Below are 22,438 nucleotides of genomic sequence, written 5' to 3'. Positions count from 1 at the left end.
CTGGTTGCTGTTGGCAGCGGCGTGTTCGGCGATAATGGCGCATGACCAATCGACTCAACAAACACATTGCCGAAACCGGCTACTGCTCCCGGCGCGAGGCTGATCGCTTGATCAGCGCCCGCCGTATCACCGTCAATGGCAAACCGGCCAGCATGGGGACGGTGGTCGAAGAGGGCGATACCGTCCTGGTCGATGGCCAGCCGTTGCGTGCCCGCCAGCTCAGCAAGAGCACCGGGCGCCGTCATGTCTATATCGCATTGAACAAGCCGGTGGGCATCACCTGCACCACGGAAAGTGCGGTGAAAGGCAATATCGTCGATTTCGTCGGCCACGAGCAGCGGATCTTTCCGATCGGCCGCCTGGACAAGGACTCCGAAGGCCTGATCCTGTTGACCAGCAATGGCGACATCGTCAACCAGATCCTGCGCGCGGAAAACAAGCGGCAGAAGGAATATCTGGTCGAGGTCAACAAGCCGGTAACCGATGAATTCCTGCGCAGCATGGCCCGTGGCGTGCATATCCATGACCAGCTGACCTTGCCGTGCCGCACCAGCAAGTTCGCCAAATATGGCTTCCGCATCATCCTGGAGCAGGGCCTGAACCGGCAGATCCGGCTGATGTCCGCGGCGCTGGGATACCGGGTGATCCAGCTGCGCCGGGTGCGCATCGACAACATCAGGCTCGGCGCGCTCAAGCCCGGCCAGTGGCGCAACCTCACTGATGTGGAACTGCGTGGGTTGCTGCCCGGCAACGTGCAGTTCTAGGCGTCCAACCCGGTACCGATGGCAGCGGGCGGCCCTGGGCCGCCCGTAGTGTTTCAGGCCTGGCGCAGGCGCTGCAGTGCGCTGCGCGCCGGGTCATAGAACACCACCGCCAGGATCATCGCCACGCCGGCATAGAAGGCCGGGGTCAGTTCGCGTTGTTCACCCAGCAGGATCATTGCCAGGATGATCGCGTAGACCGGTTCCAGGTTGGTCACCAGCTGCATGGTGTAGGCCGAAAGCTGGCGCAGCGCGACCAGGCACAGCGCAAACGGCAGCAGGGTGCAGACGATGGACAGCAGCAACAGCAGGCCGGTATCGCGCAGGTCCGGAATCACCCACAGCTCACTGGCCAACGCCGGCATCAGCAGCGGCAGCAACGGTGCAATCAGGGTCAGCAGCACGGTGCCGGCCCCCAGTTCCAGGGCGGTGACGGTCAGTGGGTCGGCACGTCCGGCCATGCGTTTGTTGAGCGAGCCGAACAGTGCCACCAGCAATGCCGAGGCCGCGCCCACGGCGACGCCAAGGCGCATGCCATCGGGCACCCCGCCCACCACCAGGGCCACGCCGGGCAACACCGCCACACCCAGCGCCAGCTCGCGCGGGCGGAAAGGGCGTCTGGCCAGCCAGGGTTCGACAATCGCGGTAAAGGCCGGCGCCAGCGCAATGCAGGTGGCCGCGACGGAGGCATTGGCCAGTTTCACCGCGCCATAAAAGGTCAGCCAATGCAGCGCGACCAGGGCGCCGATCAGGCTGTAACCGGCCACCTGCTTGCGGTCCAGCCGGACCAGCCCGCGCCAGACCCGCGGCAACAGCGCCAGCACCACCACCACGATCAGCATGCGCCACCAGACCAGCGGCAGCGCATCCAGGCTGATCAGCTTGCCCAGGATGGCGGTAATGCCCCACAGCAGTACGCACAGGTGGATCTGCAGGTGGGCCGAACGTAATTCATGAGTCATTGCCCATTGTCGCGCTTTCGCGCCCACATGGCAGTGCCTGCGGTGGCAGATTCGCCGCAGCGTGCATCGCCGCTTAAGATCAGCGTTTCCCTTGCACAGGAGCGCGCGATGTCGTGGACCACACCCGATCTGAGTGACCGTTTCCCGCAGGCCACGGTAGTCTGTCTGCCCTGGCGCCACTACGGCGGCCATGCCCGTTTCCACGGCAGGGTGGTGACGGTGCGTGCGCCGGCCGACAATTCGCGGGTGCGCGAGCTGGCCAACCAGCCGGGTCATGGCCGGGTGCTGGTGGTCGATGGCGGCGGCGATACCGCCCATGCACTGCTCGGTGACCTGGTGGCTGCCGCGGCAGTGGCCAATGGTTGGGCCGGTGTGGTGATCCATGGCTGCGTACGCGATGTCGAGGCCGTGGCCGGAATGGCGCTGGGCGTGGCAGCGCTGGGCAGTTGCCCGCGCAAGACCGACAAGCAGGGCCTGGGCGAGGTCGATGTGGTGCTGCAGTTCGGAGGCGCGCGCATCGTCCCGGGTCAGTGGATCTTTGTCGACGCCAGCGGCGTCGTCGTGCTGGACGAACACCAGGCCACTGCGGCGCTGGCTGAAGCAACAGGAGCAACGGTTTGAACAAGTGGATGGGAGGCCTGCTGATGGCCATCGCGATGGGCAGTACGCAGGCGCAGGAGGCGGCCGTTCCGTCGGAACTGGCCTTGCTGGATGCCACCGTCGAGCGCGTGCGGACGCAGTTCCAGGTGCCCGGGATTGCAGTGGCCGTGGTCAAGGATGGCCAGGTCATCCTGGCCCGGGGCTGGGGCGTGCGCGCGCACGGCAAGCCGGCCGCCGTGGATGCCGATACCCTGTTTGCGATCGCCTCCAATACCAAGGCGATGACGGCCACCGCGCTGTCGGTGCTGGCCGAAGAGGGCAAGCTCAGCCTGGATGACAAGGTGATCGATCACCTGCCGTGGTTCCGCATGGGCGATGCCTACATCACCCGGGAAATGACCCTGCGCGACCTGCTGGTCCATCGCAGCGGGCTGGGGCTGGGCGCGGGTGACCTGCTGTTCTGGCCAACCACCGACTACACCACCACCGAGGTCGTGCAGCGCCTGGCACAGGTGCCGCTGAAGGGTGGTTTCCGTCAGCAGTATGCCTATGACAATGTGCTGTATGGCGTGGCGCAGTTGGTGATCGAGGCAGTTTCCGGGCAGTCGTTTGCCGATTTCCTGCAGCAGCGGCTGTTCACTCCGATCGGCATGGCCGATACCCGTTTCAATGCCGACCATCTGAAGCGGGGCGACAAGGTGGCCGTTGGCCATGCGCTGTATGACTGGCGCGAGCTGCGCACGGTGGCACCACTGACCTGGCACAACAATTCCGCTGCCGGTGGCGTCTATTCCAGCGCCAATGACATGGCACGCTGGATGAATGTCCAGCTCGATGGCGGCCGCCTGCCCGGCAGTGATGCACGCCTGTTCGGCGACAAGCGCCAGCAGCAGATGTGGTCGGTGGTGACCCCGCAGGGCATTGCCGAGCCGGTGGTGCCGGAACTGGCGCCGATGCGTCCGAATTTCGCCGGCTACGGCGAAGGCTGGAGCCTGAGTGATTACCGCGGCCAGAAGCTGGTCTGGCATACCGGTGGCTGGCCGGGCATGGTGTCGCGGGTGACCCTGGTGCCGGAGCAGAAGCTGGGCGTGGTGGTGCTGACCAATCAGGAGGTGGGCGCCGCCTTCAACGCCATCACCTACCACGTGCTCGATGCGATGCTGCAGGCACCGGCGCATGACTGGGTGGATGCCTACGCCAAGGCGGTGGCCAAGGGCCGGGAAAAAGCCGACGAACAGTGGGCTGCGCATCAGGCCGCACGGGTGGCCGACAGTACCCCGTCGTTGCCGCTACAGGCCTATGCCGCCACCTACCGCGACCGCTGGTATGGCGATGTGCTGGTCGAGCAGCATGGCCAGCAGCTGCGGCTGCGTTTTTCGCGTACCGCACAGCTGGTCGGCAGCCTGGAGCACTGGCAGCACGATACCTTCATCGTGCGCTGGGATGACCGCTCGCTCAATGCCGATGCCTTCGTCAACTTTGCCCTCGATGTCGACGGCAAGGTGTCGGCGGTGAAGATGCAGGCGGTGTCCTCGCTGACCGATTTCAGTTTTGACTTCCAGGACCTGGACCTGCGCCCGCTGCACTGAGATGGCCCAAAGTGCTGGCGGCCAGCGTGGGGCTGGGCCCAAGGTGGCGGGCAGTGGATGACTGCCCGCGCCTGCCAGGCTCAGTAGCTGCCCATGTAGTCGCGCTTGCCGATTTCCACGCCGTGGTGGCGCGCGATCGCGTAGGCGGTGGTGACATGGAAGAAGAACTGCGGCAGGCCGTAATGCAGCAGGTAGTGGTCGCCGCTCATGCTGCGCTCCTTCGGCGTGCCGGCACGCAGCACGATCTGGCGGCTGTGGGCATCGGCAAACTGCGCCGGCTGCAGTCCGTCCAGATGGGCCAGCGCACGGGCAATCAGTGCCTGCAGGTCTTCGAAGCCGGCATCGGGATTGTCCGGCCAGGAAGGGACCTCCACACCGGCCAGGCGGGCGCTGATGCCCTTGGCAAAATCCACCGCGATCTGTACCTGGCGGGCAAGGGCGAACATGTCCGGTGCCAGCCGCGCCTGCAGGAATACCGTGGCATCGATGTTGCGTGCGGTGGCATGGGTCTGGGTCTTGTCCAGTACGCCGGCCAGGGCACCGAGCATCTGCTTGAGGACGGGGACGGAGGCGCTGTACATCGGGTCGGTCATGGTGTCATTCCAGTGGCAGGGAGCATGGCGGCAGGCAGTGTGCCCGCAACCGGCGCCAGGGGGCGCCGGCTGCCTGCACGGTAACCCAGTTGTGCGCCCGGGTGCTGTCACCGCAGCAGGCCGGCGCTTGCGCAGTGGTTTACTGGATCGGCTGCTCCAGCAGCAGCTGGCGGGCGTAGCGCACCGGCGGTGCGCCGAAGGAGAGCATGCGGTCGTGGTAGGTCTTCAGGTTGAAGTCCTTGCCCCAGGCTTTTTCAGCGGCGGTGCGGGTATCAAAGTGCTCCTGCGCACCGACAAAGTAGGTCGGCAGCTGGGCACTGGTGAGCTGGGCGCGGGTCCATTTGCCGGCCGCTTCGCTTTCCTGCTGGAAGCTGTCGCGCACCATCAGCTGCATCGCGCGGTCGCGGTCCCAGCCTTCCACATGCACGCCCTGGTCCAGCAGCGCATTGGCGATGGTGCGCAGGTAGAACTTCAGCTGCACCAGCTGGAACAGCGGGTCGTTGTCCAGGTAACCGGCCTGCTGCATCATCCGCTCGGTGTAGACCGCCCAGCCCTCGGCGAACAGGCCCGAACGCAGTACCGCACGCAGCATCGACGGGTGCTTGGCCGAGTGCCAGCCTTCCAGGTAGTGGCCCGGGGTGCCTTCATGGATGGACAGCAGGTGGATCATCCGGCTGTTGTATTCGCGCAGGAAGGAGTCGACCTGGCCATCGTTCCAGTCTTCCGGGATCGGGCTGACCGCGTAGAAGGTCTTCAGGTGCTTGTCCAGGGGCCCCGGTGAATCGCAGTAGGCCACCGCCACGCCGCGCTGGAATTCGGGCATCAGGATGATCTCCACCGGCGCATCAGGCAGGGTCATCAGGTCGTGTTCGGCGACAAAGGCGGTGGCCACCTCCAGTGCGGCCCTGGCATCAGGTACCACGGCATCGCGCGCCGGTTTCTGCGCATAGGCCAGTTCCAGCGCCGCTTCAATGGCCTGTTGCTGCTGCTGCGCGGTGGGGTTGTCCGGGGTGGCCGGGGCACCGGGCCGGCCGGCCAGCACGCGCTGGGCAATGCCGTACATCTGGACACGTACCCGGTCCAGCTCGGCCTGGGCACGCTGGCCGATGTCGGCGCGGCTGAGTTCGGCATTCAGGGCAAAACGCAGCTTGGCGTCATACAGCTCGGCACCGATGCGGAAGTCGCCCTTCGCATTGGGTACCAGCTGCTCATCCAGCCACTGCTGGTGCTGGTTGACGGCTGCCTCCAGCGTCGTGATTGCCGCTTCCAGGCGCTGGCGCTGCTGACCCTGCAGCTGGTCCAGGTTCGGGGTGATGAAGGTTGCCACCAAGCTGAGGATGCCGCGGTTCTGCCGGGCCACGGTCTCGGCATGGATCTTCGGCACCCGCGCCGGGTCCAGGTTGGCACGCGCGGCGGCGAAGATCTGCGGGATCTGCTCCATCCGCTCGGTGGCCGCGCGCAGGCGGTCGGGCAGCGGGGCGAAATCCCGTGCCATCAGGCCATAGATCGCACTGCCGGCCAGGCCGCTGTAGAACTGCGGGTCCCACTGCCAGTCGGCCAGGGTGGTGGCGCGGAACAGGTCGCCTTCCAGCTGGTTGCGCAGGATGGCCGCATCGACCTGGTTGTCCCGGCTCAGCTGCTGGGTGTCGATCGCCTCCAGTGCATCGAGCAGGGCGCGGGTCTGCTCGATACCGGCGGCGATGCCCTGTGCACTGACATCGTCGATGCGGTTGTCATACCGGTGCTCGCCGATCTGGGTGGCGCTGATCGGCGAGTGCTGCATCCATTGCCGCAGTGCCAGCTCGGAGAGTGCAGCGAACTGGGCATTGTGGTCTTGCTGGATCTGGACGTTTGGCGTCGTCCCGGCCGGCGAGGCGCTGGGCTGACAGCCACACAGGGCAGCAACAAGGGCAGTGGCGAGAACGGTGGTGCGCATGGCGGCTCGGATTGGCAGACGGTGGCTGCAGCATAGGCCGCCGGCGTGGGCTGCGTCCCCTGCCATTGGCTGGTGGCCGCTGGCCTCAGTCGTTGTCGCTTTCGATCTCCACCACCACGTCCAGCGCCCGCGACAGGTTGAGTACGGCATCACGCACGGCCTGGGTGGCCTCATCGCTGTCGGTTTCCACTTCCAGCGTGGTCAGCTGGCTGCCGCCTGCGTTGTCCGACAGCCCGGCCGAGCTGGAATCGGCATCATCCAGGTGGTCCATCAGGTCATCCACGGGCTCCACCCGTTCCACACCCTCGATACCGTCAAGGTGCTTGCTGATGGTGGAAACAGTGTCAGCATCGCCGGTGATGAGCAAACGCAGCAGGGCCATGGCAGGTCTCCGGAATTCAGGAGGCCAGCATGCCGCTGTCCATGCCAAGACCGGGTGATCCGCCCGTTGCTGGCTGCCGCTTGCCGTTGCCGGGCGCCACCGCTCAGGGCGCGCTGGCCAGGCGGCTGGGTAGCGGAATGTTGCACAGGTCGATATGCCCGGCCGGGCGCCGGTAGAACGCATCGCGACGGTTGCGCCGGGCTTCGGTGGCGGCGGCAAAGCTGGCCGAATCGGTACGCAGTACCTGCAATGGCAGGCGCTGTTCCGGCGGCAGGCTGCTGGCCAGCTGGATCGACGCGATCGGTGTGTCCTGGCTGCGCTGGGGGTAGAAGCCCATCGGCTCCGGGCCGCGCGGCAGCGCCGACAGGTGCTCGATGCCATGGATCACCCGGCCCACCGCGCTCATGTTGCGGTCCAGGTTGCGTGGGGCCTGGCCGATGACCACGTACAGCTCGGCCCCCTGGCTGGAATCGGGCGCATTGTTGCGCCCGGCACCGACCATGCCGTAGCAGTGCGCCATCCAGGTGGTTGCCGACTGGTGGTCGCGGGCAGCGGCAAAGCCGTCGACGAAGCCGGCCGCATCGCTCCAGCCATCCGGGTCGGGCAGGGCAGTGAAGGCCACGCTGCCGGAAGCTACCTCGAACTCGGCCGGCAAGGCGGTAGCGGCCGCACCCAGCGGGCGGGCGCTGGCCGGGTCATCGGCCAATGCATCGCCAAACTGGGCCACGAAATTGTCCTGTACCCGGTACACGCTCAGTCCGTCCCAGAAGCCCTGCCGGGCCAGCTGGCGGATGTTGGCCACATGCCGCGGGGCAAACTGCGGCGCCAGCTCGATCACCACCAGGCCGCCGGGCAGCTGCATATAGAGCAGGTTGTCCGGGTCGGGCGTGCGCCAGGCACTGGCCGGGGCGGCGGCGATGATCTGTGCCGCCGTCATCGGCGCCGGGGTGTTGCGGTCCGGTTCGGCGGCCTGGGCCGTTGCAGTCGTCAGGGACAGGGCAAGCAGGGCGGTGGACAGCAGCAGGCGAGGTGACGACATGGACGGGTCCGGGCAGTGGCAAGCCCTGGATTGTGCGTCAAACCGGCCCGTTTGGCAGCGCACCGGCGGCTGCAGCGGCGATCTGCGCAGTGGCCACGGCATGCCATGCGCGGTGGCGGCATCGTTGCACTGCATCCGGGATGACTATTGGCACATTAGCTATAGCGAGGTTCGTACTAGTATCCACTTCAACCTAGCTGAAGGAGATCGCCATGGCCGATATCGACGGCCTGCAGCGCAAGTTCGAAAAGGAACTCAGCAGTGGCACGGTGTCGCTGGTCCTGCTTGCCGTGCTGGGGCGGGCGTCCGAGCCGCTGTATGGCTACCAGATCGCCAAGGCGCTGGAGGCCGGTGGCGGCGTTCTGGCCGGCAAGCAGAGCGCGCTGTACCCGGTACTGCGCAACCTGGAGGCTGCCGGGCTGCTGGACAGCCATATCGAGCCGTCCGTGGCCGGCCCGCCGCGACGCTACTACCGCATCAACCCCGATGGACGCCAGGTGCTGGCGCAGTGGACCGCCGCCTGGAACACCACCCGAGACAGCGTGCAAACCCTTCTGCAAGGAGAGTCGTGAGATGAACCAGCCTTCCCCGCCGGACCGGCCGCTGCCGGTGACCATCGAGCAGTAGCTGCAACAGCTCAGGCAGGCCCTGAAAGGTGCCGATCCGGCCCTGATCCAGGATGCGCTGTATGACGCGGAGGAATACCTGCGCAGTGAGCTGGCCGAGCAGCCCGGACGCGACCAGGCCGAGGTGATCGCCAGTGTCGCCGGCAGCTACGGCGCACCGGAGGAAGTGGCGCAGATCTACCTGGAAACCGAGGTGACGGTGAACCGGGCGCTACGCGGGCCGGTGCCTGCAGCTGCCCCGGCAGCGGACGGGCTGCTGCGCCGGATGTTCGGCGTCTATACCGATCCGGTCACCTACGGTGCGCTGTTCTACCTGCTGCTGTCGCTGTGGACCGGGGTGTTCTATTTCACCTGGGCGGTGGTCGGCGCCAGCCTGTCGGTCTCGCTGCTGATCCTGATCATCGGTGTGCCGCTGCTGGTGCTGTTCCTGGGCTCGATCCGTGCCCTGGCCTTCATCGAGGGGCGGATGGTGGAGGTGCTGCTCGGTGTGCGCATGCCGCGGCGCTCGAACTGGCAGGATCCACAGACACCGTGGCTGAAGCGGATCGGCGCGATGTTCACCGACCCGCGCAGCTGGGCCACGCTGGTGTATTTCCTGCTGATGCTGCCGCTGGGCACGCTGTACTTCAGCGTGATGGTGACCGGGCTGAGCCTGTCGCTGGGTACCCTGGCCGCGCCGTTGCTGTCGCTGTTCGGTGGCGGTGGCGTGTATGTGGGCGGTACCGATCTGCTCGAGCATCTGTGGAGCTGGCCGTTGCTGATGCTGGCCGGGGCAGTGATGCTGACCGTGACCCTGCACCTGGCCCGTGGCCTGGGCCGCCTGCACGGGCAACTGGCCAAGCACCTGCTGGTCCGCCACGGCTGACGGGCCAGCGCTGCAGCAAACAAGAACGGGCCCGGGTTGATGACCCGGGCCCGTGTTCGTTGGGCAACCTTGCAGCGGTGGCGCGGCGGGACGTCAGCCGGCGGCGCGGCGCGGGCGCAGCGCGGTGACGCTGGCACTGCGGCGGCGGCGCGGCGCCACTTCATCGGCGTGCTGGGCAGCGATGAAATCGCGCACCTGCGGATAGACAAAATCCCGCCAGCGGCGGCCGGAGAAAATGCCGTAATGGCCAGCATCCTTGACCACGATGTGCTGGCGGCGGGCTGCCGGCACCCCGGTGCACAGCCCATGCACCGCTTCGGTCTGGCCGAGCCCGGCGATGTCATCCAGCTCGCCCTCGATACTGAGCAGGGCCGTGCCGGTGATGGCCGAAGGATCGACCCTGGTCCCGTCCACGACCCACTGGCCGCGGGGCAGCAGGAACTGCTGGAACACCACCCGGATCGTGTCCAGGTAGTATTCGGCCGGCATGTCCAGCACGGCGTTGTATTCGTCGTAGAAGGCGCGGTGGGCGGCGGCATCATCCAGATCGCCCTGCACCAGCGAGGTGTAGAAGTCCCAGTGCGACATCAGGTGCCGGCTCGGGTTCATCGCCAGGAAGCCGGCATGCTGCAGGAAGCCCGGATACACCGCGCGTCCGGCGCCGGGGTAATTGCCGGGCACCGGGTGGATCAGGTTGGTTTCAAACCACGACAGCGGGTTGCGCGTGGCCAGGTTGTTCACCGCGGTGGGGCTGCAGCGGGCGTCAATCGGCCCGCCCATCATCACCAGCGAGCGCGGCGTGGCCTGGCCGGCGCTGGCCATCAGCGAGACCGCCGCCAGCACCGGCACGGTCGGCTGGCAGACGCTGACCACATGCAGCTGGGAAGCACCCAGATGCTCGATGAACTGGCGCACGTAGGCAATGTAATCGTCCAGGCCGAACTTGCCCTCGCGCAGTGGCACCATACGCGCATCGACCCAGTCGGTGACATACACCCGGTGATCGCGCAGCAGGGTGCGCACGGTGTCGCGCAGCAGGGTGGCGTGGTGCCCGGACAACGGCGCCACCACCAGTACCACCGGCTGTTGCTTGAACGCCGCCACCTGGGCGGCATCGTTGCTGTGGCGCTTGAAATTGATCAGCCGGCAGAACGGCAGGGCCAGCTCCTCGCGCTCGGCCACCGGTACCGGCTGCCCATCAATCACTACTTCATGCAGATCCCAGGCCGGCTTCTGGTAATCCTTGCCGATGCGATGGAACAGTTCGTTCATCGCTGCCATGCGCTCGGCGCCGGGCATGGCCGACCACCAGTGGGTCTGGTTGGTGAGAAACGCCGCATTGGCCTGTGCCTGGTGGACCCAGGGGGCCAGCAGGTTGCGGGTCATCTCGTGCAACTGATAAAGCATGCCAGTATGTCTGTACTTATGTTGCCTCGCAGCATAACACCAGGCGATGACCGCTGTCTGTCCGTCAGCGCATGGATGTTTCCAGTGCCGAGGTATGCCCGGCCCAGTCCGGCCCCAGCCACAGGTGGCTGCCCAGCGGCTGGAAGCCGACAGCGCGCAGGTTGCGCCGGTACCAGGCACTGTTGCGCTGCTGGAAGCCGTCCTGGTCGCCTTCGAAGGCATCTTCGCTGGTGAAGGTTTCCAGCCAGGCGACACCGGCGCACATCTGCGCCAGGCCGGGCAGGCCGGCGCGCAGTTCGCGGCTGGGCAGGTAATGCAGGACATCGGAGCAGACCAGCAGGTCCACCGGTGCACACGGGCGCAGCCAGGCAAAATCACCGAAACGGGCCTGGTGCAGGTTGCGGCTGCGGCCATAGCGGCCGACCACATAGCTGCTCGGATCAAAGCCCAGGTAGGAAACCTTCGGGCGCAGTTTGCGCAACGGCGCCCGCCATGCGCCTTCGCCACAGCCGATATCCAGCACGCTGCGCACTTCGCGCTGCAGGTAGTACTCGGCGGTGCTCACCGCCAGGGCGACCTTGCGCGCCAGCTGGCGTGGGTCATCCAGGCCCGAGTCGCGGTACCAGCGTTGGAAATAGGCCTGGTCGTAGAGCTTTTGCATGTGCGTGCGTGGTGCGGATCGGTGAAAATGGCGCCCATCCTACGCCAGCCACCGGAGTGCGCGCATGCAAGCTTATTTCTGGGTCAAGACCCTGCACATCGTGATGATGACTGCCTGGATGGCGGCGGTGTTCTACCTGCCGCGGATCCTGGTCAACCAGGCCGAGGCTGCCGGCCAGCCGGCGGTGGGCGAACGCCTGGGCCTGATGGGGCGCCGCCTGTACCGCTTCGGCCATGTGATGTTCGGCCTGGCCTTCCTGCTGGGTCTGGTGCTGTGGCTGGGCTACCACGTGATCGCGGACTTCCCGACCATGGTGGTCAGCGGCGCGGCCGGCTGGCTGCATGCCAAGCTGGGCCTGGTGGCCCTGCTGCTGGTCTACTACATCGTTACCGGGCGCTGGGTAAAGGCGGCTGCGGCCGGGCGTGCACTGCCGTCCTCGCGCGCACTGCGCTGGTTCAACGAGCTGCCGTTGCTGCTGTTCATCGTGGTGGTCTGGCTGGTGCTGGCCAAGCCGTTCTGAGCGACCTGCCTCAGGGCTGCAGGCCAATCCCGCTGCGGGCACCGTAATCACTGTCGAGGTCGAATTGCAGGCTGGCCCTGCGGGCCTGTTGACTGGCTGTGCGCAGGACGACCTGTGCCTGACGGTCGGCCAGGGCGCAGCTGGGGGCTGGCGGTAGCTGCAGCAATTGCCGCTGGGCATCGGCAGTGGCCAGGTGGGCATGGCGTCGGTGTTCAAGTTCGTGGGCAATGATCTGCCGTTGTGCCTGCTGCCATTGTTGGCGCAATCCGGGCGCCGCACCGGCAGTGGCCCGCCATTGCGGCAAGACAATGCGCAAAGCCAGCTCGAGCCGGGGCGCGCGCAGGTGGCATTGCCCGTCGACCTGTTCCAGTTGGTAATGCAAGCGCAATTCCCACTCGGTCAGTCCCCAGGCATTGCGACCACGGGGATGGCGTGGACCATTGCTGGCCATGCTGGCGGTCAACTCGGTGGCTGTCTTGCCGCGGACCGGGTAGTACTCGACCGATTCGCGGATCAGGCTGCCATTGGCGCAGGCCAGGGTGACACTCAGCAGGGTGGCGGTACATGCAGGCATCGGCGCTCCTTGCCGGGCGGGAAGCCGAGCATCGCACGGGCCGGGTCGGATTGCTTGCCGGGCGGCATGGGATGATCAGGGCCATGAAGACATCGCACTTGCGTGTTGACCGCATTCTTGCCTGGGCCGTGCCTGCTTGCCTGATCCTGGTGTCCTCGGTGATCTGGTCGTCTGCCCAGAGCTGGACGGTCAACCCAGAGGCGGTGCGGATGGCCAAGCCCATCCAGTATGGGCAGACGCGATTGTGGCCTTGCCCCGGCCCTGTTGCGGCAGCCGCGGGCAGCTTGCCAGCAGGTGCGCTGGCCATCGATTTCCATCCTCCTTTCGACAAACCCTACGGGTTGCGTCTGTTGGCTGATGGCCAATTGCAGCGGGCACGCGGCAGCGTGGGCTACCGCTTCTCGCCGGTTCCACCGCCGCCTCCGTGGATGGATGGCGCGTGGCGTGAGCAGGGTGTGTATGACTGGCGCGAGGCCTGGCTGGACCAGCCGATCGTGGCTCAATGGTGGATGGGCGGTAACCTGCGCGATGCGCCGGGAGCATGGCGAACGGAAACGCGAATCCCGCCGGCACTGGCAGATAGCGTGTCCCGCAGTGTTTCCAGACAGCTGGCCTGGTTGGAAGCGCCGTCGCTTGACGGCCTCATGCTGCTGGATCCCATGACAGTGGTGATACGTCAGCAGGGTCAGTGCGGGTGGATTCTGGCTCCTGGCGATGCGGCAACCGCTGCTTACCTGCTGCAGTTGATGGCCGATGTGCTTTTCCACGACAAGGCGTATTACAGGCAGCCTGAGCAGGGATTGGCGGCGTTGTCCGCTCGGCTGGATCGCACCCTCGGCCAACAGCCCTGGCTGCAGATGGGTGTTGACCCGGCAATCCCCAAGGCGGCAGAAGACTCTGGGCTGTATGGGCACCGATTGCCGGGGCGTCCACCGTACCGGCCACCAACCGCGCAGGAAGGTCGCTGGCCCGTGCAAGGCCCGTGGCGGCCGGTAATACGACAGGCCGGCATTGCGGCCGGCCTGTGAGAAGCACGAAGCGTCAGAGACTTCAGGCGGCTTCGTAAGCGCCGTAGCTGCGCAGGCGCGCGTAGCGGCGCTGCAGCAGTTCTTCCAGCGGCATCTGTTCCAGCGCCTCCAGCTCGTTGAGCAGCACGGCCTTCAGGCGCTTGCCCATCTGTTGCGGGTTGCGGTGGGCGCCACCGGTGGGCTCGCGCACCACCTTGTCCACCAGCCCCAAAGCCTTCAGCCGCGGCGCGGTCAGGCCCAGCTGTTCGGCCGCATCCTTGGCCCGGCCGGCATCCTTCCACAGGATCGAGGCGCAGCCTTCCGGGCTGATCACCGAGTAGGTACCGTACTGGAGCATCAAGGTGCGGTCGCCGACGCCGATGGCCAGGGCGCCGCCGGAGCCGCCCTCGCCGATCACGGTGCAGATCACCGGGATCTTCAGTTCCGACATCTCCAGCAGGTTGCGGGCGATGGCCTCGGACTGGCCGCGTTCTTCGGCACCGATGCCCGGGTAGGCGCCGGGGGTGTCGATGAAGGTCAGCAGCGGGATGTTGAAGCGCTCGGCCATCTTCATCAGGCGCAGGGCCTTGCGGTAGCCCTCCGGGCGCGGCATGCCGAAATTGCGCGCGACCTTGGTGCGGGTGTCACGGCCCTTCTGGTGGCCGATGATCATCACCGACCGGCCGTTGATGCGGCCCAGGCCGCCGACGATGGCCTTGTCATCGGCATAGGCGCGGTCGCCGGCCAGCTCCTGGAACTCGTCGCAGAACATGCGGATGTAATCCAGGGTGTAGGGGCGCTGCGGGTGGCGTGCCAGCTGCGATACCTGCCACGGGGTCAGGTCGCGGAAGATCAGCGCGGTGCGCTTGCGCAGCTTGTCACTCAATGCATTGACTTCGGCTTCGACGTTGACCGCCGGGCCAGTCGAGGCGTTGCGTAGTTCCTGGATCTTGGCTTCCAAGTCGGCAATGGGCTGCTCGAAGTCGAGGTAGTTCGGATTCATCGGCAATCAACCGGTTGAAAAAGGGGAGTGTAGCTGATGGTGTGAAGACACCCCGTACGAGGGCGTGCGGAAAACCCGGTGGAGGTTACTGCTGCCATGGCGGGCTGTAGCGCACCTGCAGTTTGACAATGGCCGGATCGCTGCGCAGCTGCTGCAGCAGGGTGGGCGAAACGGTCACCGCGCCGGCAGCAGGCAGGTCCAGCATGCCGGCCACCGCCGAATGCTCATCGCCAACGATCAGGTCCAGCCGCAGCGGAGTGCGGCCGGGACGGGCGGCAGCAAGCAGTGCGCTGATCCGCGGCCAGCTGTCGGCCTGGCGCAGGTCGGCGCGCAGCTGCATGCGCGCGGCATAATCGCGGCATACCTGCTCAAAATCCCAGCACTGGCGCAGGCGCAGTGCATAGCCGCCATTGAATTCGTCCTCGCGCAGGCCGCCCTTGACCACCAGCACCCGGTCCTTGACGAGCAGGTGGCCGAACTCGGCGATGCCATCGGAGAAGGTGCTGCATTCGACCTTGCCGCGGCCGTCTTCCAGGGTCACGAAAACCTGGCTGTCGCCCTTGCGGCGCACGCCGGTGACCAGGCCAGCCAGCACCACCGGTGATTCGGCACGCCAGGCGCGCTTTTCGCCATCGCGTGCCGGGCGGGCCGGGGCAATCAGGTTCTCCAGCCCGCCCAGGTCATTGGGCACCAGGTCGCGGACATCAGCGGCATGGGTATCGAAAGGATGGCCGGACAGGTAGAACCCCAGGGTGTCGCGCTCGGCGGCCAGCAGCTGGCCCAGCGGCCACTCGGCACATTCGGGCAGGTCCAGCTGGGCGGCGGTGCTGACCGGGTCGGGTGCGCCAAACAACGAGACCTGGCCGGAAGCGCGCTCGCGGGCCAGCTGGTCGGTGGCCTTGAGCACCTCGGGCAACTGCAGGGTCAGCGAGGCGCGGTTGGGTCCCAGGTCATCCAGTGCACCGGCATTGATCATCGCCTCCAGCGTGCGCCGGTTGAGCTTGGCCGATTCGCAGCGGGTGCAGAAATCCAGCAGCGAACGATAGGTGCCGGCGCGTTCGCGCTCTGCCACTACCGCCTCGCAGGCGCCCTGGCCGACGCCCTTGATCGCGCCCAGGCCGTAGCGGATGGTGCGCGCGTCGCTGGCCTGGAACATGAAGGCCGAGGCATTGACCTTGGGCGGCAGCACGGTCAGCCCGAGCTGGTCCACTTCGGCCAGGAAACCGACCACCTTGTCGGTGTTGTCCATGTCCGAAGACAGGGTCGCGGCCATGAATTCGGCCGGGTAATGGCATTTGAGCCAGGCGGTCTGGTAGGAGACCAGTGCGTAGGCGGCGGCGTGCGACTTGTTGAAGCCATAGCCGGCGAACTTCTCCATCAGGTCGAAGATCTCGTCGGCCTTGGTGCCGTCCACGCCGCCCTTGGCCGCGCCCTCGCGGAAGATCTCGCGGTGCTTGGCCATTTCGGCCGGCACCTTCTTGCCCATCGCACGGCGCAGCAGGTCAGCGCCGCCCAGCGAGTAGCCGCCGACGATCTGCGCCATCTGCATCACCTGCTCCTGGTACACCATGATGCCGTAGGTGTCCTTCAGGATCGCTTCGGTGCGCGGATCGGGATAGATGATCTCTTCCTGCCCGTGCTTGCGCGCGTTGAAGGAGGGGATCAGGTCCATCGGGCCGGGGCGGTACAGCGAGACCAGTGCGATCAGGTCCTCGAAGCGGTCAGGGCGTGCATCCTTCAGCAGCCGGCGCATGCCCGAGGATTCGAACTGGAATACCGCGCCGGTGTTGCCGTTGGCAAAGATGGTGCGGTAGGTGGCCTCGTCATCGAGCGGGATCTGGCTGATGTCCACCGGCGGCAGGCCCTGGCCGGCGCGGCGCTGGTTGATGGCCTTGACCGCCCAGTCGATGATGGTCAGCGTGCGCAGGCCGAGGAAGTCGAACTTCACCAGGCCCACTTCTTCGACGTCGTTCTTGTCGAACTGGGTGACCGGGTTCTTGCCGCGGCTGCCTTCATCATGTTCGGCATACAGCGGGCAGAACTCGTGCAGCGGTTCCGGGCCGATGACCACGCCACCGGCGTGCTTGCCGGCGTTGCGGGTCAGGTCTTCCAGCTGCAGCGCCAGGTCGATCAGGTCGCGCACATCCTCCTCGTTCTGGTAGCGCGCGATCAGCTCGGGGCTGGCCATTTCCGAATCCGGTCCTTGCTTGCCGCGGCCCAGCGCATCCTTCAGGCCGATGCCCAGGATGTTGGGGATCAGCTTGGAAACGCCGTCGACCAGGCCGTAGGGGAAGCCGAGCACGCGGCCGGAATCACGCACCACCGCCTTGGCCGCCATGGTGCCGTAGGTGATGATCTGGCCGACCTTGTCGCGGCCATATTTGCGCGCGACGTAGTCGATGACCTCTTCGCGCCGGTCCATGCAGAAGTCGATGTCAAAGTCGGGCATCGACACGCGTTCGGGGTTGAGGAAGCGCTCGAACAGCAGGTTGTAGGGCAGCGGGTCCAGGTCGGTGATCTTCAGTGCCCAGGCCACCAGCGAGCCGGCACCGGAGCCTCGGCCCGGGCCGATCGGGATGTCCTGGTTCTTGCCCCACTGGATGAAGTCGGCAACGATCAGGAAGTAGCCGGGGAAGCCCATCTTGATGATGGTGTCCAGCTCGAATTCCAGTCGCTCGAAATAGTCCTCGCGGCTCTTGCCCGGGGCCAGCGGATTCTTTTCCAGCCGCTCGGTCAGGCCACGGCGCGCTTCGGCCTGGATCCAGCTGTTGAGGTCCTCACCTTCGGGCACCGGGTAGTCGGGCAGGAAGTAGGTGCCCAGGCGCATTTCCAGGTTGCAGCGCTGGGCCAGCAACACGGTGTTTTCCAGCGCATCGGGGATGTCGGCAAACAGCTCGCACATCGCCTCGGGTGATTTCAGGTACTGCTCGCGGCTGTATTCGCGCGGACGCTTGGGGTCATCCAGTACCCGGCCGGAGGAAATACAGGCCCGCGCTTCGTGCGCTTCAAAGTCATCGGGCGACAAAAAGCGCACATCGTTGCTGGCGACCAGCGCGATCTGGCGTTGTGCCGAGGCCTGCAGCGCGAAGCTGATGAAGGCGGCCTCGCCCTCACGGCCGGTGCGGGTCAATTCCAGATGCAGGCGGTCGCCGAACACAGCCTGCCAGTCGGCCAGCTGCTGGCTGGCCAGATCGGTGCGCCCGCTCAGCGCCAGGCGCCCGGCCAGGCTCTGCCGGCCCATCAGTGCGAACAGGTCGCCGTTGTGCTCACGCAGCCAGTCCGGATGCACCGCGATGCCGCCATCGTTGTGGTGGCCTTCCAGCCAGCCGCGGCTGAGCAGGCGTGACAGGCTCAGGTAGCCATCGCGGTTGCGGCACAGCAGGGTCACCCGCCAGGGGGCCTGGCCCTCCTCGGTGACCATCACATCGGCACCGGCAATCGGCTTGATGCCCACGCCCTGGGCGGCCTTGTAGAACTTGACCAGCGCGCACAGGTTGGACAGGTCGGTGACCGCCAGCGCCGGCATGCCCATTTCCACCGCGCGCGAGAGCAGGTTGGCCTGCTTGGCCTTCTTCGGATCTGCCTGATCGGGTTTGGCCGGTACCCGGATGGTCGAATCGACCATCGAGTATTCGGTATGGATATGCAGGTGGACGAAGCGGTTGCTGTAGGTCATGCCGGTACGCAGTGCGGTGCCCGCGGACGGGCAGCCGGTAAACGGGGCCCCGGCGCCGCATCGACGGCGCACGAGGGCAGGTTGTCTAGGGTAGCGCCAAAGCGCTGGATGTGAGCCGACTCAGGCCGGCTTCATTGCCGCCTGCCGCACCGGGGCAAAACTGTGCCGGTGCTCGGGGCAGGGGCCGTGTTCTGCCAGCGCCTGCAGATGGACGGCGGTGCCATAGCCCTTGTGGCGGTCAAAGCCGTAGTGCGGGTAGCGCTGGTGCAGCTGCAGCAGGTAATGATCGCGGCTGACCTTGGCCAGGATCGAGGCCGCGGCAATGGCGGCATCCTTGCCATCGCCGCCGATCAGGAACTGGCCCGGCAGGCACAGCCCGGGCGGCACCTTGTTGCCATCGATCAGCGCACTGCGCGCCACGTGGGCGACCCCGGCCACGGCCTGGCGCATGCCCTGGAAGGTGGCCTGCAGGATGTTGAGCCGGTCGATCTGCGCCGCGCTGACCAGCACGATATGGAAGGCGGCGGCATGTTCGATGATCTGCGGGTACAAGGCTTCACGCCGCGCCTCGGACAGCTGCTTGGAGTCATTCAGGCCGGCGATCGGGCGGGCGGGATCCAGCACCACCGCGGCCACCGCGACCGGGCCGGCCAGCGGGCCGCGGCCGGCTTCATCGACCCCGGCCACCGGGCCGGGCAGGCCGGGATCGGCGCTGTCGGCGGCAAACAGCGGCAGGCTCGCGGCAGCAGCGCGCTTGCGGGTGGCCATCAGCGTCGGACCAGGTCCAGCACGGCGGCTGCAGCGCTGGCGCTGGCATCACGGCGCAACTGCTGGTGCAGGGCAAGGTAGTCGTGCTGCAGTGCTGCCACCGCCGCCGGAGTATCCAGCCAGTGCGCCACGGCTGCCGCCAACGCGGCCGGGGTGCACTGTTCCTGCATCAGCTCCGGGGCCAGATCCTTGCCGGCCAGTACGTTGGGCAGGGCAAAACGATCGACCTTGAGCAGACCCAGCGCGCGCACGAGGCCGGCGGTGAGCGGGGCAACCTTGTAACCGACCACCATCGGCCGTTTGACCAGCATGGTTTCCAGGGTGGCCGTGCCCGAGGCGAGCAGGACCACATCGGCCGCCTCCATTGCCAGGCGGGCCTGGCCATCGAGTAACTGCACGCGCTGCGCTGGCAGCTGCTCGGCCGCCAGCAGCGGCTCCAGTTGCGCGCGGCAGGCCGGGCTGGCGGCCGGGACCAGTACCTGCAGCTGCGGGTAGCGGGCGCATAGCTGCGCGGCGGCGGCCAGGAACGGCTCGCCGAGACGGGCGATTTCGCCCTGGCGGCTGCCCGGTAGCACGGCCAGCACCCGTGCTTCGGGCCCGATTCCCAGCTGCTGGCGGGCGGGCGCGGCCGGGGTTTGCAGCGCAATCGCATCGGCCATCGGATGGCCGACAAAGCGCGCATCCACGCCATGCCGGGCATAGATCGCCGGTTCCATCGGGAACAGGCACAGCACACGGTCGGCGCTGTTGCCGATCTTCTGCGCACGCTTCTGCCGCCACGCCCAGACCGAGGGGCTGACGTAATGCACGGTGGTGATGCCGCGCGCCTTCAGCCAGGCCTCCACCGGCAGGTTGAAATCCGGCGCGTCGATACCGATGAACACGTCCGGCTGCCAGTCCAGCACGCGCTGCCGGAATGCCTTGCGCAGGCGCAGCAGGCGTGGCAGGTGGCGCAGCACTTCGGTCAGCCCCATCACGGCCAGTTCGCTGGCATCGAACCAGGCCTGGCAGCCGGCCTGGCGCATTGCCGGGCCGGCGATGCCGGCAAACTCGGCATCCGGATGGTGCTGGCGCAGGGCCGCGATCAGCCCGGCACCCAGGCCATCACCAGAGGTTTCACCGGCTACCAGGGCAATGCGCAACGGCCGCTGCTGCACACTCATCGCAGCAACGGGCGTTCGGCCTGCTCGATGAACTCGAGCATCTCGCGGACATCGTCGCTGGCTTCGGCCTGCAGCGACAGCTGGGACTTGGCCTCGGCCAGCGGCAGCCCGGCCACGTACAGGGTGCGGTAGGCGCGCTTGATCGTGCTGATCCGGTCCGGGGCGAAGCCACGGCGCTTGAGGCCTTCGGAGTTGATCCCGCGCGGGCGGCCGAGCGAGTCGCTGCCGACCATGGTGAACGGCGGCACATCGCCATTGACCAGCGCCCCCATGCCGAGGAAGGCATGGTCACCGATCCGGCAGAACTGGTGGGCACCGGCAAAGCCGCTGATGATCACCCAGTTGCCGACGGTGACATGCCCGGCCAGGGTGGTGTTGTTGGAGAACACGCAGTGGTCACCGACTACGCAGTCATGGGCGATGTGCACATAGGCCAGGAACCAGTTGTCGTGGCCGACCCGGGTTACCCCCGAGCCGGTGAGCGTGCCGCGGTTGATGGTGACGAACTCGCGCACCACGTTGCGGTCGCCGATGATCAACTCGCTGCGCTCACCCTTGAACTTCTTGTCCTGCGGCTCGCCACCAATGGCGGCGTGGCCGATGAAGCGGTTGCCACGGCCGATGGTGGTCGGGCCGTGGATCGTGCAGTGCGGCCCCACCTCGGTGTCATCGCCGATCACCACTTCCGGCCCGATGTAGCTGAACGGGCCGACGCGGACGTTGTTGCCCAGGCGGGCGCCGGGATCGACCACCGCCGAGGGGTGGATCAGTGGGGAATGCTCGCTCATCGATGACTCCGGGAATACATGCTCAGCCACGGGTTCCTGCGCACAGGACCTCGGCGCAGGCGACCACCTCGCCGTCGACCTTGGCCTCGCCGTAGTACACGGCCATGTTGCGGATCATCCGCTTCACTTCCACATGCAGTTCCAGCACATCGCCCGGGACCACCTGCTTGGTGAAACGCACGTTGTCCACCTTGACCAGGTAGAACAGCTTGGACTGCGCATCACGGCCGAGCGAGAGCTGGGTCAGCACGCCACCGGCCTGGGCCAGCGCCTCGATGATCAGCACGCCGGGCATGATCGGGCTGCCCGGGAAATGGCCCTGGAAATACGGCTCGTTGTTGCTGACGCACTTGACGCCGACAATCTTCTTGGCCTCGATGTCCAGTGCGGTGATCTTGTCCACCAGCAGGAACGGATAGCGGTGTGGGATCAGCGTCTGGATGGTGGCAACGTCGATCGGCAACTGAATCTGGGAACTCATTCCTTCTCCTTGCTGATGGCGCCGAGTTTGCGTGCCATCGTGTCGAGCTGTTTGAAACGGGCCGCATTCTTGCGCCACGTACGGTTGTCGGTGAGCGGGGTGCCCGAGGAATACTCGCCCGGCTCGGTGATCGAATTGCGCACCACTGATTTGCCGGTGACCACGACCTTGTCGCAGATTTCCAGGTGGCCGACGACGCCAACCGCGCCGCCGAGCAGGCAGTAGCGGCCGATTTTCGCGCTGCCCGCGATGCCGGTGGAGCCGGCGATGGCGGTATGGGCGCCGATCTGCACGTTGTGGGCGATCTGCACCAGGTTGTCCACCCGCACGTCCTCATCGAGCACGGTGTCTTCCAGCGCGCCGCGGTCGATGCAGGTGTTGGCGCCGATCTCGCAGTCATCGCCGATGCGTACACCGCCCAGCTGCGGCACGTTTACCCAGCGTCCGGCCTCCATCGCCAGGCCGAAGCCGGCTGCGCCGAGCACGGCGCCGGGATGGATGCGCACGCGCTTGCCCAGGCGTACCCGGGCCACCAGGGTGACGCGGGCAATCAGTTCGCTGCCGGCACCGACCACGCAGTCCTCGCCGATCACGCAGCCGGCACCGATGACCGCGCCGTCCTCGATCACCGAGCCGGCGCCGATGCTGACAAACGGACCGATGTGCACGTTGTCGGCGACCTGTGCAGCCGGGTCGATCACCGCGCTGGGATGGATGCCGGCAGTGCGCTGCGGCAGCTTTTCAAACAGCGCGCTGATCCGGGCGTAGCTGGTGTACGGGTCACGGGCAATCAGCGCGGCGTGCGGTGCATGCGCGGCGTCCTCGGCGCGCAGTACAACGATGCCGGCCTGGCTGCCTTCCAGCTGGCTGCGGTAGCGCGGGTTGGCCAGAAAACTCAGCTGGCCGGGGCCAGCATGGGCCAGGGTGGCGACGCCGGTTACGGCGGTGTCGCCGTCACCATGGAGTTCCAGCCCGAAGCGCTGGGCCAGCTCGGATGCGGTATAGGAAATGGTATTCACGCGGGCAAGTGTAGCCGG

22 protein-coding genes are annotated in these 22,438 nt (G+C 66.6%); 7 read left to right on the top strand and 15 right to left on the bottom strand.

Going from position 1 to position 22,438, the window contains the following annotated elements:
• Nucleotides 1–41 precede the first annotated feature (41 nt).
• Nucleotides 42–764: a pseudouridine synthase gene (locus ABB25_RS05360; RefSeq protein WP_057664715.1), complete on the top strand. Its 723-nt coding sequence runs from the start codon at nucleotides 42–44 to the stop codon at nucleotides 762–764.
• A gap of 53 nt (nucleotides 765–817) precedes the next feature.
• Here ABB25_RS05360 and ABB25_RS05355 read toward each other — a convergent pair whose 3' ends face one another.
• Entirely contained in the window at nucleotides 818–1,723 is a 906-nt protein-coding gene (locus tag ABB25_RS05355; protein WP_057664714.1) for a DMT family transporter, read from the bottom strand.
• A gap of 108 nt (nucleotides 1,724–1,831) precedes the next feature.
• Between ABB25_RS05355 and rraA the strand changes: the two genes are divergently transcribed.
• Together rraA and ABB25_RS05345 are read left to right on the top strand one after the other, a co-directional pair.
• Nucleotides 1,832–2,344: a ribonuclease E activity regulator RraA gene (gene rraA, locus ABB25_RS05350; RefSeq protein WP_057664873.1), complete on the top strand. Its 513-nt coding sequence runs from the start codon at nucleotides 1,832–1,834 to the stop codon at nucleotides 2,342–2,344.
• Between the two features lie 8 nt (nucleotides 2,345–2,352).
• A complete protein-coding gene (locus ABB25_RS05345; RefSeq protein ID WP_057664871.1) occupies nucleotides 2,353–3,912 on the top strand; it encodes a serine hydrolase in 1,560 nt (519 codons plus the stop codon).
• 80 nt (nucleotides 3,913–3,992) lie between these two features.
• On the opposite strand, the gene ABB25_RS05340 is transcribed toward ABB25_RS05345, so the two are convergent.
• The 4 genes from ABB25_RS05340 to ABB25_RS05325 form a co-directional block, all read right to left on the bottom strand.
• The gene (locus ABB25_RS05340; RefSeq protein WP_057664711.1) at nucleotides 3,993–4,505 is read right to left on the bottom strand and encodes a DUF1993 domain-containing protein; all 513 of its coding nucleotides are present in this window, start codon (nucleotides 4,503–4,505) and stop codon (nucleotides 3,993–3,995) included.
• 139 nt (nucleotides 4,506–4,644) lie between these two features.
• Entirely contained in the window at nucleotides 4,645–6,441 is a 1,797-nt protein-coding gene (locus ABB25_RS05335) for a DUF885 domain-containing protein (protein WP_057664709.1), read from the bottom strand.
• Nucleotides 6,442–6,526: 85 nt separating this feature from the next.
• Nucleotides 6,527–6,823 carry a hypothetical protein gene (locus ABB25_RS05330; protein ID WP_057664708.1) on the bottom strand — a complete coding sequence of 99 codons (297 nt, stop codon included), beginning with the start codon at nucleotides 6,821–6,823 and terminating at the stop codon, nucleotides 6,527–6,529.
• Nucleotides 6,824–6,926: 103 nt separating this feature from the next.
• Nucleotides 6,927–7,862 (bottom strand): peptidylprolyl isomerase, encoded by a 936-nt coding sequence (locus ABB25_RS05325; protein WP_057664706.1) that lies wholly within the window; start codon nucleotides 7,860–7,862, stop codon nucleotides 6,927–6,929.
• A 212-nt stretch (nucleotides 7,863–8,074) separates the two neighbouring features.
• Here ABB25_RS05325 and ABB25_RS05320 point away from each other — a divergent pair, with 212 nt between their 5' ends.
• Both ABB25_RS05320 and ABB25_RS05315 read left to right on the top strand, forming a co-directional pair.
• Entirely contained in the window at nucleotides 8,075–8,434 is a 360-nt protein-coding gene (locus tag ABB25_RS05320) for a PadR family transcriptional regulator (protein WP_057664704.1), read from the top strand.
• A gap of 55 nt (nucleotides 8,435–8,489) precedes the next feature.
• Nucleotides 8,490–9,353 (top strand): sensor domain-containing protein, encoded by an 864-nt coding sequence (locus ABB25_RS05315; RefSeq protein ID WP_244477760.1) that lies wholly within the window; start codon nucleotides 8,490–8,492, stop codon nucleotides 9,351–9,353.
• Nucleotides 9,354–9,446: 93 nt separating this feature from the next.
• On the opposite strand, the gene ABB25_RS05310 is transcribed toward ABB25_RS05315, so the two are convergent.
• Nucleotides 9,447–10,760: a polyhydroxyalkanoate depolymerase gene (locus ABB25_RS05310; protein ID WP_057664702.1), complete on the bottom strand. Its 1,314-nt coding sequence runs from the start codon at nucleotides 10,758–10,760 to the stop codon at nucleotides 9,447–9,449.
• A gap of 64 nt (nucleotides 10,761–10,824) precedes the next feature.
• Nucleotides 10,825–11,421, bottom strand: coding sequence for a class I SAM-dependent DNA methyltransferase (locus ABB25_RS05305; protein WP_057664700.1), 597 nt, complete (start codon nucleotides 11,419–11,421; stop codon nucleotides 10,825–10,827).
• 64 nt (nucleotides 11,422–11,485) lie between these two features.
• On the opposite strand from ABB25_RS05305, the gene ABB25_RS05300 reads away from it, so the two are divergent.
• On the top strand, nucleotides 11,486–11,941 hold the full coding sequence (locus tag ABB25_RS05300) for a CopD family protein (protein WP_057664698.1): 456 nt from the start codon (nucleotides 11,486–11,488) through the stop codon (nucleotides 11,939–11,941).
• 10 nt (nucleotides 11,942–11,951) lie between these two features.
• Here the strand turns inward: ABB25_RS05300 and ABB25_RS05295 are convergent, their stop codons facing one another.
• Nucleotides 11,952–12,515: a DUF922 domain-containing protein gene (locus ABB25_RS05295; RefSeq protein WP_057664696.1), complete on the bottom strand. Its 564-nt coding sequence runs from the start codon at nucleotides 12,513–12,515 to the stop codon at nucleotides 11,952–11,954.
• 83 nt (nucleotides 12,516–12,598) lie between these two features.
• Between ABB25_RS05295 and ABB25_RS05290 the strand changes: the two genes are divergently transcribed.
• A complete protein-coding gene (locus ABB25_RS05290; RefSeq protein WP_152981034.1) occupies nucleotides 12,599–13,543 on the top strand; it encodes a hypothetical protein in 945 nt (314 codons plus the stop codon).
• Between the two features lie 22 nt (nucleotides 13,544–13,565).
• Here the strand turns inward: ABB25_RS05290 and ABB25_RS05285 are convergent, their stop codons facing one another.
• From ABB25_RS05285 to lpxD, 7 genes are all read right to left on the bottom strand, one after another.
• Nucleotides 13,566–14,525 (bottom strand): acetyl-CoA carboxylase carboxyltransferase subunit alpha, encoded by a 960-nt coding sequence (locus tag ABB25_RS05285; protein WP_057664692.1) that lies wholly within the window; start codon nucleotides 14,523–14,525, stop codon nucleotides 13,566–13,568.
• 85 nt (nucleotides 14,526–14,610) lie between these two features.
• Nucleotides 14,611–18,201, bottom strand: a complete 3,591-nt coding sequence (gene dnaE, locus ABB25_RS05280; protein ID WP_057664689.1) for a DNA polymerase III subunit alpha — start codon at nucleotides 18,199–18,201, stop codon at nucleotides 14,611–14,613.
• 120 nt (nucleotides 18,202–18,321) lie between these two features.
• Nucleotides 18,322–18,969, bottom strand: a complete 648-nt coding sequence (locus ABB25_RS05275; protein ID WP_057664688.1) for a ribonuclease HII — start codon at nucleotides 18,967–18,969, stop codon at nucleotides 18,322–18,324.
• Nucleotides 18,969–20,132 (bottom strand): lipid-A-disaccharide synthase, encoded by a 1,164-nt coding sequence (gene lpxB, locus ABB25_RS05270; RefSeq protein WP_057664686.1) that lies wholly within the window; start codon nucleotides 20,130–20,132, stop codon nucleotides 18,969–18,971. The genes ABB25_RS05275 and lpxB overlap by 1 nt, the downstream gene beginning before the upstream one ends.
• On the bottom strand, nucleotides 20,129–20,920 hold the full coding sequence (gene lpxA / locus ABB25_RS05265; RefSeq protein WP_057664684.1) for an acyl-ACP--UDP-N-acetylglucosamine O-acyltransferase: 792 nt from the start codon (nucleotides 20,918–20,920) through the stop codon (nucleotides 20,129–20,131). The genes lpxB and lpxA overlap by 4 nt, the downstream gene beginning before the upstream one ends.
• A gap of 22 nt (nucleotides 20,921–20,942) precedes the next feature.
• On the bottom strand, nucleotides 20,943–21,401 hold the full coding sequence (fabZ, locus tag ABB25_RS05260) for a 3-hydroxyacyl-ACP dehydratase FabZ (RefSeq protein ID WP_057664682.1): 459 nt from the start codon (nucleotides 21,399–21,401) through the stop codon (nucleotides 20,943–20,945).
• Nucleotides 21,398–22,411: a UDP-3-O-(3-hydroxymyristoyl)glucosamine N-acyltransferase gene (gene lpxD, locus ABB25_RS05255; RefSeq protein ID WP_152981053.1), complete on the bottom strand. Its 1,014-nt coding sequence runs from the start codon at nucleotides 22,409–22,411 to the stop codon at nucleotides 21,398–21,400. Before lpxD ends, fabZ begins: the two co-directional genes overlap by 4 nt.
• Between the last annotated feature and the right edge of the window lie 27 nt (nucleotides 22,412–22,438).

This window comes from Stenotrophomonas koreensis (assembly GCF_001431525.1).
GTDB classification, from domain to species: Bacteria; Pseudomonadota; Gammaproteobacteria; order Xanthomonadales; family Xanthomonadaceae; genus Stenotrophomonas; species Stenotrophomonas koreensis.
Note: the sequence above shows the minus strand (reverse complement) of the source record. Positions and strands in the feature narration are given on the sequence as shown.